The sequence below is a fragment of the Streptomyces sp. NPDC002680 genome (assembly GCF_042889145.1).
In the GTDB taxonomy this organism is placed as follows: Bacteria; Actinomycetota; Actinomycetes; order Streptomycetales; family Streptomycetaceae; genus Streptomyces; species Streptomyces adonidis.
The window spans coordinates 206919-220124 of record NZ_JBIAQP010000021.1 but is presented as its reverse complement, the minus strand read 5'-3'; the positions used below and the strand labels follow the sequence as shown (position 1 = coordinate 220124).

At 72.1% G+C, this 13206-nt stretch carries 12 protein-coding genes; 7 read left to right on the top strand and 5 right to left on the bottom strand.

Annotated features, from left to right (window positions below; translation table 11 throughout):
• Nucleotides 1-13: 13 nt before the first annotated feature.
• The 3 genes from cmk (at nucleotide 14) to der (ending at nucleotide 2965) form a co-directional block, all read left to right on the top strand.
• Nucleotides 14-691, top strand: a complete 678-nt coding sequence (cmk, locus tag ACFYXF_RS42075) for a (d)CMP kinase (RefSeq protein WP_389357776.1) — start codon at nucleotides 14-16, stop codon at nucleotides 689-691.
• Nucleotides 649-1374, top strand: coding sequence for a lysophospholipid acyltransferase family protein (locus ACFYXF_RS42070; protein WP_389357774.1), 726 nt, complete (start codon nucleotides 649-651; stop codon nucleotides 1372-1374). Before cmk ends, ACFYXF_RS42070 begins: the two co-directional genes overlap by 43 nt.
• Before the next feature lie 118 nt (nucleotides 1375-1492).
• Nucleotides 1493-2965, top strand: a complete 1473-nt coding sequence (gene der / locus ACFYXF_RS42065) for a ribosome biogenesis GTPase Der (RefSeq protein WP_389357772.1) — start codon at nucleotides 1493-1495, stop codon at nucleotides 2963-2965.
• A gap of 79 nt (nucleotides 2966-3044) precedes the next feature.
• Here the strand turns inward: der and ACFYXF_RS42060 are convergent, their stop codons facing one another.
• Together ACFYXF_RS42060 and ACFYXF_RS42055 are read right to left on the bottom strand one after the other, a co-directional pair.
• A complete protein-coding gene (locus tag ACFYXF_RS42060) occupies nucleotides 3045-3470 on the bottom strand; it encodes a hypothetical protein (RefSeq protein WP_389357770.1) in 426 nt (141 codons plus the stop codon).
• Between the two features lie 181 nt (nucleotides 3471-3651).
• Nucleotides 3652-4425, bottom strand: coding sequence for a hypothetical protein (locus tag ACFYXF_RS42055; protein WP_389357768.1), 774 nt, complete (start codon nucleotides 4423-4425; stop codon nucleotides 3652-3654).
• A 540-nt stretch (nucleotides 4426-4965) separates the two neighbouring features.
• On the opposite strand from ACFYXF_RS42055, the gene ACFYXF_RS42050 reads away from it, so the two are divergent.
• Nucleotides 4966-5652: a transglycosylase family protein gene (locus ACFYXF_RS42050; protein ID WP_389357766.1), complete on the top strand. Its 687-nt coding sequence runs from the start codon at nucleotides 4966-4968 to the stop codon at nucleotides 5650-5652.
• A 61-nt stretch (nucleotides 5653-5713) separates the two neighbouring features.
• On the opposite strand, the gene ACFYXF_RS42045 is transcribed toward ACFYXF_RS42050, so the two are convergent.
• From ACFYXF_RS42045 to ACFYXF_RS42035, 3 genes are read right to left on the bottom strand one after another with little or no spacing between them, the layout of a single operon-like run.
• Nucleotides 5714-6364, bottom strand: coding sequence for an ABC transporter ATP-binding protein (locus tag ACFYXF_RS42045; RefSeq protein WP_389357764.1), 651 nt, complete (start codon nucleotides 6362-6364; stop codon nucleotides 5714-5716).
• On the bottom strand, nucleotides 6361-9585 hold the full coding sequence (locus ACFYXF_RS42040) for an ATP-binding cassette domain-containing protein (protein ID WP_389357762.1): 3225 nt from the start codon (nucleotides 9583-9585) through the stop codon (nucleotides 6361-6363). Before ACFYXF_RS42040 ends, ACFYXF_RS42045 begins: the two co-directional genes overlap by 4 nt.
• A 3-nt stretch (nucleotides 9586-9588) precedes the next feature.
• Nucleotides 9589-10068, bottom strand: coding sequence for a hypothetical protein (locus tag ACFYXF_RS42035; protein WP_389357760.1), 480 nt, complete (start codon nucleotides 10066-10068; stop codon nucleotides 9589-9591).
• Nucleotides 10069-10202: 134 nt separating this feature from the next.
• Between ACFYXF_RS42035 and ACFYXF_RS42030 the strand changes: the two genes are divergently transcribed.
• Genes ACFYXF_RS42030 through ACFYXF_RS42020 form a run of 3 tightly spaced genes read left to right on the top strand, consistent with a single transcriptional unit; the run spans nucleotide 10203 to nucleotide 13055 of the window.
• Entirely contained in the window at nucleotides 10203-10778 is a 576-nt protein-coding gene (locus tag ACFYXF_RS42030; protein ID WP_389357758.1) for a hypothetical protein, read from the top strand.
• Nucleotides 10753-12042, top strand: a complete 1290-nt coding sequence (locus ACFYXF_RS42025; protein ID WP_389357756.1) for an ABC transporter substrate-binding protein — start codon at nucleotides 10753-10755, stop codon at nucleotides 12040-12042. The genes ACFYXF_RS42030 and ACFYXF_RS42025 overlap by 26 nt, the downstream gene beginning before the upstream one ends.
• 14 nt (nucleotides 12043-12056) lie before the next feature.
• The gene (locus tag ACFYXF_RS42020; RefSeq protein ID WP_389357754.1) at nucleotides 12057-13055 is read left to right on the top strand and encodes a helix-turn-helix transcriptional regulator; all 999 of its coding nucleotides are present in this window, start codon (nucleotides 12057-12059) and stop codon (nucleotides 13053-13055) included.
• The last annotated feature ends 151 nt before the right edge of the window (nucleotides 13056-13206 follow it).

The window sequence follows — 13206 nt, the reverse complement described above, 5'->3', positions numbered from 1 at the left end:
AGGTGCCTCCACAGTGGATCGCGCCGCAGTGATTGTCGCCATTGACGGGCCCTCCGGCACAGGCAAGTCGAGCACGTCCAAGGCTGTTGCCGCGCAGCTCGGGCTCAGCTACCTGGACACCGGGGCCCAGTACCGGGCGATCACCTGGTGGATGGTGAACAACGGGATCGACATCACGGACCCCTCCGCGATCGCCGCCGTGGCGGGCAAGCCGGAGATCGTCTCCGGTACGGACCCGGAGAACCCGACGATCACCGTGGACGGCACCGACGTCGGCGGTCCGATCCGTACTCAGGAGGTCACCTCCAAGGTCAGCGCGGTGAGCGCCGTGCCCGAGGTGCGGGCCCAGATCACCGAGCTGCAGCGGTCCATCGCCGCGTCCGCCGTGGCGGGGATCGTCGTCGAGGGGCGGGACATCGGGACGACCGTGCTGCCCGACGCCGATCTGAAGATCTTCCTCACCGCGTCCCCGGAGGCGCGTGCCGCCCGTCGCAGCGCCGAGCTGAAGGGCGCCGACGTCGACAGCACCCGCGAGGCGCTGCTGAAGCGGGACGCGGCCGACTCCAGCCGCAAGACCTCACCGCTCGCCAAGGCGGACGACGCCGTGGAGGTCGACACCTCCGAGCTGACCCTTCAGCAGGTCATCGAGTGCGTCGTCACCCTTGTCGAGGAGAAGCGGGACGCGAAGTGAGCGACCCGTCGAACATTCCGTCGGAGCGCGGTGCCGAGGTCGGGCGGCGTATCGGCGTCGGCCTGATGTACGGGCTTTGGAGGCCGCGTGTCCTGGGCTCCTGGAAGGTGCCCGCGACCGGGCCGGTGATCCTCGCCGTCAATCACTCCCACAACATCGACGGGCCGATGGTCATCGGCGTGGCACCCCGGGCCTCGCACTTCCTGGTCAAGAAGGAGGCGTTCATCGGCCCGATCGCCACCTTCATGCGCGCCACCGGCCAGCTGGAGGTGGACCGCTCGACGGCCGACCGTACGGCGATCAGTCGGGCCCTGGGTGTGCTGGCGAACGGCGGGGTGCTCGGGATCTTCCCCGAGGGCAGCCGCGGCGACGGCGACTTCGCCTCGCTGCGCTCCGGGCTCGCCTACTTCGCCGTGCGCAGCGGCGCGCCCATCGTTCCGGTGGCCGTTCTGGGAAGTACCGACCGGCGCGGACGGTTGATAAAGGCGCTGCCTCCGCTGCGCAGCCGTGTCGACGTGGTCTTCGGTGACCCGTTCGAGGCGGGCGACGGCAGCGGACGGCGTACGCGCGCGGCGCTGGACGAGGCGACCGTACGCATCCAGAAGCACCTCACCGCGCACCTGGACAACGCCAGACGGCTCACCGGCCGGCAGGAAAACGCCGGGCGCCCCGCTGAGCGCTGAGCGACACTTGAGTACTTGAGCAGTTTCAGTAGTTTGAGCGGTTTCAGTAGTTTCAGTAGTGGATCACCCGACAATCGGGGGTTTCACCGATCACCACGATGAACGAGGTACGCACTTCATGAACGACCACATTCCCTCCGAGAGCTCGGGAGAGTACGAGCACGGAGAGCTTGGCGATGCCGAGTACGCGGAGTTCATGGAGCTCGCCGCGGTGGAGGGCTTCGACATCGAGGATGTCGAGGGCGCGATCGACGCGGCGGGACACGGGCCACTGCCCGTCCTCGCCGTCGTCGGACGGCCGAACGTCGGCAAGTCGACGCTCGTCAACCGCATCATCGGGCGCCGCGAGGCCGTCGTCGAGGACAAGCCCGGTGTCACCCGCGACCGCGTGACCTACGAGGCCGAGTGGGCCGGGCGGCGCTTCAAGATCGTCGACACCGGCGGCTGGGAGCAGGACGTCCTCGGCATCGACGCCTCCGTGGCCGCCCAGGCCGAGTACGCCATCGAGGCGTCCGACGCGGTCGTCTTCGTCGTCGACGCCAAGGTCGGCGCCACCGACACCGACGAGGCCGTCGTCCGGCTGCTGCGCAAGGCCGGCAAGCCCGTCGTCCTGTGCGCCAACAAGGTCGACGGACCGAGCGGCGAGGCCGACGCCACGTCCCTCTGGGCCCTCGGGCTCGGCGAGCCGCACCCCGTCTCCTCGCTGCACGGCCGTGGCACCGGCGACATGCTGGACGCCGTCCTGGAGGCGCTGCCCGAGGCACCCGCGCAGACCTTCGGCGCCGGGGTCGGCGGCCCGCGCCGCATCGCCCTCATCGGCCGCCCGAACGTCGGCAAGTCCTCGCTGCTGAACAAGGTGGCGGGCCAGGAGCGGGTCGTCGTCAACGAGATCGCGGGCACGACCCGTGACCCGGTCGACGAGCTGATCGAACTCGGCGGTGTCACCTGGAAGTTCGTCGACACGGCGGGCATCCGCAAGCGGGTCCACCTCCAGCAGGGCGCCGACTACTACGCCTCGCTGCGTACGGCCGCCGCCGTGGAGAAGGCCGAGGTCGCGGTCATCCTGATCGACGGCTCCGAGAACATCTCCATCCAGGACCAGCGGATCGTCACCATGGCCGTCGAGGCGGGCCGGGCGATCGTCCTCGCGTACAACAAGTGGGACACGCTCGACGAGGAGCGCCGCTACTACCTGGAGCGGGAGATCGAGACCGAGCTGGCCCAGGTGGCGTGGGCGCCCCGCGTCAACGTCTCGGCGCGCACCGGCCGCCACATGGAGAAGCTGGTCCCCGCGATCGAGGCGGCCCTCGCGGGCTGGGAGACCCGGGTCCCGACGGGCCGGCTGAACGCCTTCCTCGGCGAACTGGTCGCCGCCCACCCGCACCCGGTCCGCGGCGGCAAGCAGCCGCGCATCCTGTTCGGCACCCAGGCGGGCACCAAGCCGCCGCGGTTCGTGCTCTTCGCCTCCGGCTTCATCGAGGCCGGCTACCGCCGCTTCATCGAGCGCCGGCTGCGCGAGGAGTTCGGCTTCGACGGCACCCCGATCCACATCTCGGTGCGGGTGCGCGAGAAGCGCGGCAAGAAGAAGTAGAGGTAGCAGCAGTACGTGTTACGTGACTGAGGGCGGCTCCGATCCGGAGCCGCCCTCAGTCACGTGCAGGTGGTGGTGCTCACAGGCCCCGGCGCGGGCCCGGTGGCAGTGCCGCCGGGATGTGGGTCATCCCGGTGTAGTGCTGCTGCCGCGCGCCCGTCTGCCACACGGCGGTCGCTGTCGCTGTCGCCGTCTGAGTCTGCCCCTGCTGTGCGTCGAGTTGACCGACCCGCTGCCACACGGACGGCTGGCCCCCGCCGGTGCGCGCGCTGAACGCCCCCGCGCTGTAGGCGCTGTACGAACCCGACCCGAGCGAGCCGCCGTACGAGGCATGGCTGTTCGGACTGCTCCCGAAGGCCGCGAAGTTCAGCTCCTCCTCACCACTGCGGTCACCGGGCCGCGACCGGAAGGACTTGCCGTACTCGGCGTAGAGCGCGTCGTAGATCGGCGTCGCCGATGGGCCGCTGGAGTAGGACTGGCGGCGGGGAGCGTCGAAGGTGTGCACATACGTCCAAACGACCCCGCCCTCCAACAGATGCGGCCGCCGCCCGGACTTTGCAGGGCGCGCGGAGCGCCCCTGCAGGGGCGCGGGGAACTGCGCGACAAGCCACACTCAGCCGCAAGCCGCCAAACCACCGAACCCCCACCCCCGACAGCGCTTCCGCCCCCGCCGAAGGCAACCGCGTTCACGTCCCCGCAAGCGGCAACGCACTGGCAACCAACTTGCCGACCCCCGCCGCCTTGTCCAACGCGTCCCGCAGCAGATCCTCCCGGGGCTGGCGCCCAATGGACCCCACCGGCGCCGCGAACATCAGCACCTGCTGATGCTTGTTCGCGGCGGCCCGCCAGCTCTCCGTGACCTGGAGCGGCTGGTGCGCCTGCCACCAGGCCACCGCGGAGCCCCCGTTCGGCCCAGGCTGGAGCACGGCGTGCAGCTGCCCCGCCGCGAGCAGCACCGACCAGCCGTGCAGCACGGGCGGCACCTCCGTCAGCTCGGTCAGCGGCATGAAGCCCTGCTCGATGAGGAGCGGCAGGAAGTCGTCGCCGGCGCCGGTCGTGCCGGGGCGGACGATCGGGGCGGTCGGTTCGACGACCAGGGCGGGGTGCAACTCGCCCTCGATCAGGACGAGTCCGCTGGTGACCCCCAGTACGGCCTGCTCGGGCGGGGGCGTCGGGGCCTCCTCGTCGGCGTTGATGGAGCGGACCGCGCCCTGGAGCTGCTCCTCGGTGACCTGGACGACCTGCGAGGGCAGGCAGCCCGCGTGGGCGAAGGCGAGGACGGCGGTCTCGTCCCCGATGAAGAGGACGGTGCTGGTGCGCTCCTGGGCGGAGTCGCCCGGCGTGCGGCAGGACGTGCAGTCGTAACTGCCCGGGGCGTTGTCGCCGGCGAGCAGCCGGTCGGCTTCTTCGTCGCCGATCTCGGCGCGGACCTCGTCGCTGACATCGAGCATGCGCGGCACGGGTGGCTCCCTCGGGATGCGGTACGTGGCGGGGCCGGGTCGCCCCCGGCCGGTGGGCCCGGACAGTCCGGGCTCATGAAGATGACAACGGGCGATCTGTGGCGGGAGTCACGCTGCACGGCGAACGGAATCGAACCATCCCATGCACACGGTCACGTTGGGTGCGGAATCGAGCACTCCATGTCAAGTAACGGACAGGTTACGGAAGTTGGTTTGGTGAACTGACTCACAGTTTGTCCGAGTAGCTGGTCGACAAATCATGAAATGCGCGAATGAAGTGGGTGGCCGGAATTCGCCGATACCTTCGGTAACCCTGAACTGGCCTGGGGGAACGGGGAGTTGGTTGATAACGCCTCGTCAGGGTCCATAGATTCCTCCGCCGTGTGCACCTTGCACCGCTCGGGTACGTCCGCCGGCCGCGCAGAACCAGACATCGCGCAGCACCACCGCCGACGGACGGGGCGGAGTGTGCCGACCGCGTCACCGCGCGGCCGACGCGTTCCGGTCAGGGGGAGTCCGGGTCCGTAGAGAGGGATCTACATGTCCGAATGTGCCGATAGTTACACCCGCAAGTCGCGCAAGACGGCGGTCCTCGCCGGGGCGGCCCTGCTCGCCCCTCTTGGACTGCTGGCCGCGACCGGCAACGCCGCGGCAGCGGACAGCGGGGTGTGGGACCGCATCGCCCAGTGCGAGAGTGGCGGCAACTGGCACATCAACACCGGCAACGGCTACTACGGAGGACTCCAGTTCTCCGCGAGCACCTGGCGTGCCTACGGCGGTACGGCCTACGCGGCCACCGCCGACGGGGCCTCCAAGTCCCAGCAGATCTCCGTCGCCACCAAGGTCCAGAACGCCCAGGGCTGGGGCGCGTGGCCAACCTGTTCGGCGCGCGCCGGAGCCTCCGGGAGCGCTCCCGCCGCATCGGGCTCCGACTCGGGCTCCGGTTCGGCCGGCACCAAGTCGACGAAGAAGTCGATCAAGAAGGTGACCGGTTCCGGCGAGTCCGCCGCGTCCAAGGTCCCGTCGCAGGCGCCCGAGCGCGCGCCTGCCCACACCGGTCGCAGCTCGTCCCGTGGTGACGGTGACTACACCGTCCGCGCGGGCGACACCCTGAGCGGCATCGCCGCCCGGTACACGACCACCTGGCAGCACCTGTACGCCGCCAACAAGGCCGTCATCGGCGGCAATCCCGACCTGATCGTGCCCGGACAGAGGCTCGACATCTGAGCCGCTCCCCCTGAGTCGGGCACGGTGCCCCATCCGGTCCGGACCGGATGGGGCACCGGCGTCACCTGGGCGGGTCGGCGAGTTCGGCGGCCTCCCCGCCGAACACGACCGCGCCCCGGCGGAGTTCGTACACCAGGGCCCGGCGGCCGTGCAGGGCGGGCGGCAACCGCTGCTCGGCGACGATCACACAGGCGTCCAGCGCGCCCAGCAGCCCGTACGTGTGGGCCGCGACCGCCGGTGACATGCCCTGCGCGGGCTCGTCGACGAGCACCACGCGCGTGCGTGCCAGCAGGGCGCGGGAGAGCGCGAGCATGCGCTGCTCGCCGCCGGAGAGGGTGCCCGCGAGGCGCGACAGCAGGGGCTTCAGCTGCGGGTAGGCGTCGAGCGCGGGGGCGGGATCGGCGGCCGTCAGCTCCAGGTTCTCCCGGACCGTCAGCGACCCGAACACGGCTTGCCGCTCCGGCACCAGGCACAGTCCGCGCCGGGCCCGTTCGTACGCCGGCATCCGGGTCACGTCGACGCCGTCCCACACCACCGCGCCTCCGGACAGCGGTACCGCTCCGGCGAGGGCGCGCAGGACGGTCGTACGGCCGGAGCCGTTGCGGCCCAGCAGGACGGTGAGGCCCGGACCGGGGGCGGTGAGGGAGACGCCGTGCAGGGCCTCCAACGGGCCGTAGCGCACGCGCGCGTGCCGCAGGGCGAGGGTGGTCATCGGCCCACCGTCGCTTCCAGGGTGGTGAGGACCTGGTCGGGCGGCCCGGACGCGACGATCCGGCCCGCCGTCAGGACGTGGACCTCGTCGGCCAGGTCGGCGACCAGGTCGAGGTCGTGCTCGACGACGAGCAGGGCGGTGCCGTCGGCGGCGAGGGCGCGCAGCACGCGGGTCAGCGCGGTGATCTCGGCGGTGTCGAGACCGGCGGCGGGTTCGTCGAGGAGCAGGACGCGCGGGCTTCCGGCGAGTGCGCGGGCCAGTTCGACGCGGCGCAGGGTGCCCGTGGGCAGGTCGGCGGCGGGCAGCGAACGTACCAGTCCGTGGAGCCCGAGCAGCCGCAACGCCCGCTCTGCCGCCGCCGGGTCGGTGACGTGTCCCTGTTCGGCGCCCACGTGGACGTTCTCGGCGACCGTCAACGACGGGAAGACGGCCAGTTGCTGGAAGGTCCGCGCGACACCGAGCCGGGTCCGGGCATGAGCGGAGAGCCGGGTGATGTTCCGCGTCCCGTAAAGCACCTTCCCGCGCGTGGGACGCACGGTTCCGGCGAGACAGTGGAACAGGGTGCTCTTCCCGGCCCCGTTGGGCCCGACGACCGCGGTGACCCGTCCTGGCCGGATGTCCAGATCCACCCCGTCGAGCGCCGTGAAGCCGTCGTAGCGGACGTGGAGGCCACGGGCGCGGAGGAAGGGTGCGGGGGAGGAGCTCCTGGGAGCGGCGGGGGCCCGAGGCGGGGCAGCGGTCGGGGCGACCGGGAGACCGGGAGCGGCCGGGCCGGCGGTCGGCCGCGCACCCTCGCTCACTAGCCGTCCCTGCGGGGCGGCCTGCTGCTGTCCGTGTGGTGTCGCCTGCGGTTGTCCGTGCGGGGTGCCCTCTGGTTGTCCGTGTCGCGCTGCCTCTGGCTGTCCGTGTCGCGCTGCCTCTGGCTGTCCGTGCGGTGCGCCTTCCGGCTGTCCGTGCGGTGCGCCTTCCGGCTGTCCGTGCGGTGCGCCTTCCGGCTGTCCGTGCTGCGCTGCCTCTGGCTGTTCGTGCGCTGTCGTCTCCGGCCGTCCGCACGGGGTGCCCTCCGGCTGTTCGAGTGGTGTCGCCTCTGGTTGTGCGTGCGCTGCCGCTTCCAGCTGTCCGTGCCGCGTCGCTTGCGGCTGTCGGTGAGGCGAGCCCTCTGGTTGTCCGCGCGGGGCGGCCTCTGGCGGTTCGTGCGCTGCCGCTTCCAACTGCCCGTGCCGCGCTGCCTCCGGCCGTCCGTGCGGTGCGCCCTCCAGGTGTCCGTGCCGCGCAGCTTCCGGCTGATCGTGCGCTGCCGTCTCCAGCCGTCCGTGCCGTGACGTCTCCAGCTGCCCCTGCCCCGCACCTCCCGATCGCCCAAGCCCCGCGGCCCTCAGCCGCCCCCGCACCGCAACCCCCAGAGGCGTCAGCCGCACCCCCTGGCCCGGCCGCAGCCGTACCGTCGCCGCGCGCAGAGCCTCGTACGGGCCGCCCGGGAAGCGGCCCACCAGGGCCGCCAGGACGCCGATCAGGGCCGCCGCCATGCCACCCCGTGCCCCCGCGTCCAGGCCCACCAGCAGTGCCGCCGCCGTCAGCGCGCCCAGGGTGCTGTCGGCGCCCAGGACGACCACCGCGGCGAACCACAGCAGCCCGCGTACGGGGTCGAACGCGCCGGGGTCGAAGGCGCGCAGGCCCATTGTGAGCAGGGCGCCGCCCAGGGCGGCCAGGGCGGCGCCCGTGACGAAGGCCAGCAGTTTCAGGGACGGGACCCGGACCCCTGACGCCGACGCGCCCTGTTCGTGGTCCCGCATCGCGGCCAGGGCCCGGCCCGTGCGGCCCGTCCGCAGGAAGCGGGTGGCCAGCAACGCGACCGCCAGCAGCGCCAGTTCCAGGACGTAGTACGCGCGGTCGCCCTCGAAGCCTGCCGGGCGGTTCACGGTCAGGCCCGAGGTGGCGTACGGCTGGGCGAAGACGAAGCGGCTCACCCCGACGCCCACCGCGAACGTGGCCAGCGCGAGGGCCAGACCGTGGCGGCCGATCGCCGGCCAGCCCGTCAGCAGGCCCAGGGGAGCCACCAGGAGCACCGCCACGGCCAGCGCGGCCAGTTCGGGGAGCCGGGGCAGGCCGGGGAAGCGGCCGGCCGCCAGCAGGGCCGTGAAGAGGGCGCCCAGGCCCGCGTACGCCGCCTGCCCCAGCGAGATCTGGCCGCCGCGGCCGGTCACCACCACCAGGGACAGCAGCACCACGCCCAGCGCCGGCACCTGGACCGACGTATGCAGGTCGGAGCCCGCGAAGCCCAGGGGGAGCAGGAACAGCACCGCCGCCACGATCCACGCGCCCGGCGGGGTGGGTACGCGGGCCGTCGCCGCGCGCGGGAGCGCGTCGCGTGTGCCGATGCCGGGCAGGACCAGGGCCGCGACCAGCAGCGCGACCACGAAGAGGTTGGTGGCGACCGCCTGGAGCAGCGGCTGGGCCCAGCCCGACGGGTGAAGGCGCGTCAGCTGGCTCTGGGCGACCCCGATGCCCAGGGCGATCAGTACCGCCACCGGGAGCGAGCGCATCCGGGCCGCGACCGCGACGGCCACCACCTCCATCACCAGCAGCGGCATGCCGTACGGGTCGAGGCGGACGTACGGGGCCAGCAGTACGCCCGTCAGGCCCGCGGTGAACGAGCCGAACGCCCAGCCCGCCGCGGCCACCCGGTCCGCGTCGACGCCGTTCAGCACCGCCAGTTGCCGGTCGTCGACCACTGCCCGCAGTTCCCGCCCGAACCGCGTCCACCGCGTGACCGCGCCCACGGCGACGGCCAGCACCAGGGCCACCGTCAACTGCCCCCATGGATCCGCCGACACCAGCTCGGGCGCGTCCGCCCGCGCCCCGGGGCCCCACACCAGCACGGCCCCGCCCACCAACAGCACGAACACGCCGATCGACGCGACCAGGGTCTGCGCCGGGTCGCCGCCCAGGACCGCGAGCGGCCGGAACACGAACCGCTCCAGGGCCATGCCGATCGCCGGGGCCAGGACGAACAGCGTCACCAGGGCACCGAGCCACAGGGGCCAGCCCCACTCGACCGTGCTCTGTCGCAGCGCGTACGCGCACACCATCGCGATCGCGCCGTGCGCGAAGTTGAGCACACCGGTCGCGCGGTACGTGACGATCAGGCCGATCCCGGTGAGCGCCGCCGCGCTGCCGACGGACAGGCCCGCGAGGGTGAGGTCGTACGTCAGGGACGCCATCGGTCAGTCGTCCGCCGAGTCCGGCTCGCAGATCGGACAGGGGGCGAGTTCACCGGTCGCCAGGAGCTTGCCGTCCACCGGTACCGCCTCCGGCTTCCCGGCGACCAGCGGGCAGTCCGCGCGGTGCCACAGGGTGCCGCCCGGAACCATCAGCAGACGGCCGCTGACGGCCACGGGAGCGGTGACCGGCTCCCCGGTGGCCTCGGCGGGCTCCGCGGCCACCAGGAGGCCGTACAGCTCCTCCACGCGGGCCGCGGCGAGCGCGTCCCGGCTGTTGGCGAGGAGAACGGCGCCCGCGACGATCAGGGCGGCCCCGGGGACCGTGCAGGACGCGAGGTACGGCAGCTGTCGCTCGGCGAAGCGCTCGCCCGAGACGCCGTACCAGCCGAGCACGCACAGCACCGCGCCCGCCGCCAGCGCGGCCCAGCCCGTCCAGAGGACGGGACGCACGGTCCGCGGTCGAGCCGATCGAGCTGTCTGCATCCTTGGCTCCCACACGTCGTGTGTCCTGGCTGTGTCCGTCCAAGCCCGCCAATGGCTTGCACTATGCCCGCTGTCAGCTGACCCTGAAAGCACCGGGCACGCCTGGCCCGGACCGACACCCGGTGGTGAGCCAGATGGTTCTCGGGAGCGACCTCAGGCGGGGGAACGCACGGCGGGGCACGGCGATCGCGGCCGCCCTGGTGCTCTTCCTCGGCCCGGCCCTCGCGGCGTGCAGCGACGACGACGGTGGAGGCGGTGACTCGACGACGTCCACCCCGTCCGTGTCCACGGAACCGACGGACACGGCGGAACCGACCGAGACGTCCGCGGAGCCGATCGGCGACGGTCCGGCCGATCCCGTCGCGGCCGAGAAGGAGATCCGGCAGAACTGGGTGAAGTTCTTCGACCCGGCCGTCTCCCTGAAGGACAAGCAGGCGGTCCTGGAGAACGGCGACAAGCTGGGTCTGCTGCTTCAGGCCTTCAGTGGCGACCAGCGGGGCGGACAGGTCGAGGCGAAGGTCGACAAGGTCGAGTTCACCTCGCCCACCGCGGCGAACGTGGACTACGCGCTCCTCCTGGAGGGCGCCACGGCCCTGCCCAACGCCTCCGGCACCGCAGTCGAACAGGACGGCACCTGGAAGGTCACCGTCAGCACGCTCTGCGCGCTGGTCGGGCTGAGCGGCAATGCGTCGACGGCTCCGGGGTGTTGAGTCGGCCGCCCTGGGGCTGCTGCTCCTCCTGAGCGCGGCCTGCGGCAGCCGCCTCCCGGAGAGCGACTTCGAGCACCGCGGTACCTCGACGACACCGCCGGCCGGTACGGCGCCCATTCGCGTCGGCATCATCGCCAGCGCCACCAGCCCGGTCGGGGCCACCGCCTTCACCGGCCCCCGCGACGGGGCGAAGGCCTGGTTCGAGCGGCTCAACGCGCGCGGGGGCATCGACGGCCGTCCGGTGGAGGTCCGGCTGTGCGACGACGGCGGCAGCGGCGTCGGCAACAACGAGTGCGTGCACAAACTGATCGACGAGGACAAGGTCGTCGCCCTGGTCGCCACCACCGCCCTCGACTACGCGGGCGCCGGCCTCGTCTCCCGCGCGCGCGTGCCCGACATCGGCGGCCAGCCCATCGGCGCCGCCTACGACACCTACCCGCACCTGTACGGCATCTACGGCAGCCTCGCGCCCCGGAACGGCACTCCGGGCTGGGGCGGGGCTCTGTACGGGGGCACGGAGGTCTACCGGTACTTCGCGCGCGAGCAGGGCGCCCGTACGGCCGCCGTCGTCTCGTACAACCAGGCCGCCTCCGCCGCGTACGCCCGGCTGGTCGCCCGGGGTCTCAAAGCCGAGGGGTACGACGTGGTCACCGAGGAGGTCGACTTCGCGCTGCCCAACTTCCGCGCGGCGGCGGCCGACCTGAAGGAACAGGGCGCCGACGTCGTCTTCGACGCCCTCGACACCCACGGCAACGCCCAGCTGTGCGAGGCGATGGACGAGGTGGGCGCGAAGGTCACCGCCAAGGTGACGAACGTACAGAACTGGACCTCCACCGTCCCCGAGGACTACAAGGACTCCCCGCGGTGCCGCAACGCCCTGTGGGCGACCGGGGCGAGCCGCAACTACGAGGACACGGGACAGGCGGCCGTACGGGAGTTCCGGGACGCCACCAAGGGACTGAAGACGCGTTCCCAGTGGCAGTTGGAGGGCTGGGCGGCGGCGAGGTGGTTCACGGACGCGGCGAGGTCGTGTGCCGGAACGGGCATCACGCGCGCGTGCGTCGACGACTTCATGAACCGCAGTGAGGGGTACACGGCCGATGGTCTGCTGATTCCGGTGCGGTTCGAGCGGCTCGCCGAACCGCCCAGGACGCGCCGGACATGTCTCTCGGTCGCCCGATGGCGGGACGGCAAGGGGTGGGTCTCGCAAGGGGACATGAACAGCGACTGCTTCGACGTGCCGCAACTGCCGTACCGCCCTTGATACAGACTTCGACCATGTTGGAGACCTCGGCACGACTGCTGCGTCTGCTCTCGCTGCTCCAGGCTCACCGCGAGTGGTCGGGCGCCGATCTGGCCGACCGGCTCGGGGTCACCCCGAGGACCGTGCGCCGGGATGTCGACCGGCTGCGCGAGCTGGGGTATCCGGTCAACGCGAGCCCCGGCACGGGCGGTGGCTACCAGTTGGGCGCGGGCGCCGAGCTGCCGCCGCTGCTGCTGGACGACGACGAGGCGGTCGCGGTGGCCGTGGGGCTGCGGACCGCCGCCGGGCAGGGCATCGAGGGCATCGGCGAGACCTCCGTACGGGCACTGGCCAAACTTGAACAGGTGCTGCCCGACCGGCTCCGCCGGCGGGTCGGGGCGCTGAACGCCTTCACGGTGCCGATGCTGCGCGGGCCGCAGCCCACCGCCGTCGACCCGGCCGTCCTCACCGAACTCGCCCACCTCTGCCGAGACACGGAACGGCTGCGCTTCGAGTACCGGGCACACGAAGGGGCCGTCTCCCGCCGTACCGTCGAACCGCACCGGCTGGTGTGCACCGAGCGGCGCTGGTATCTCGTCGCCTGGGACGTCGACCGAGCCGACTGGCGGACCTTCCGCGTGGACCGCATCACGCCGAAGCCGCCGCACGGACCGCGCTTCGCCCCTCGTACGCCCCCTGCCGACGATCTCGCCGCCTATGTCTCCAAAGGGGTGTCCACGCGCGCGTACGCCTCGCACGCCGTTGTCCGGCTGCTGGTGCCCCTCGCGGAGGCCGCCGAGCGGATCTCGCCCTCGGCCGGGACGCTGGAGGCAGACGGGGAAGAGGCCTGTGTGCTGCGCACCGGGGCCGCGAGCCTCGATGTGATGGTCGTCCACATCATGCTGACGGGCTTCGATTTCGAGGTGCTGGAGCCCGAGGAACTCGTCGACGTGATCAGGACCGCCCGGGACCGGCTGTCCCGCGCGGTGGCGCGGTCGACGGTTACCGAGAGGGGATCCGGGGCGGTGTCCTGAAGCTTCGGTGCGGGGGTTCTGTGGGGAAGTCGTGGGTGTTTTATGTGCTCTGTCGTCCGGAGGGCGACCGGGACGCGTGGCATCACCATGTATGGCGAGTGTAGGAAGCGCGTAAGGCGCCGGGGTGGAGATGGGTGGCGCAATTCGCCGC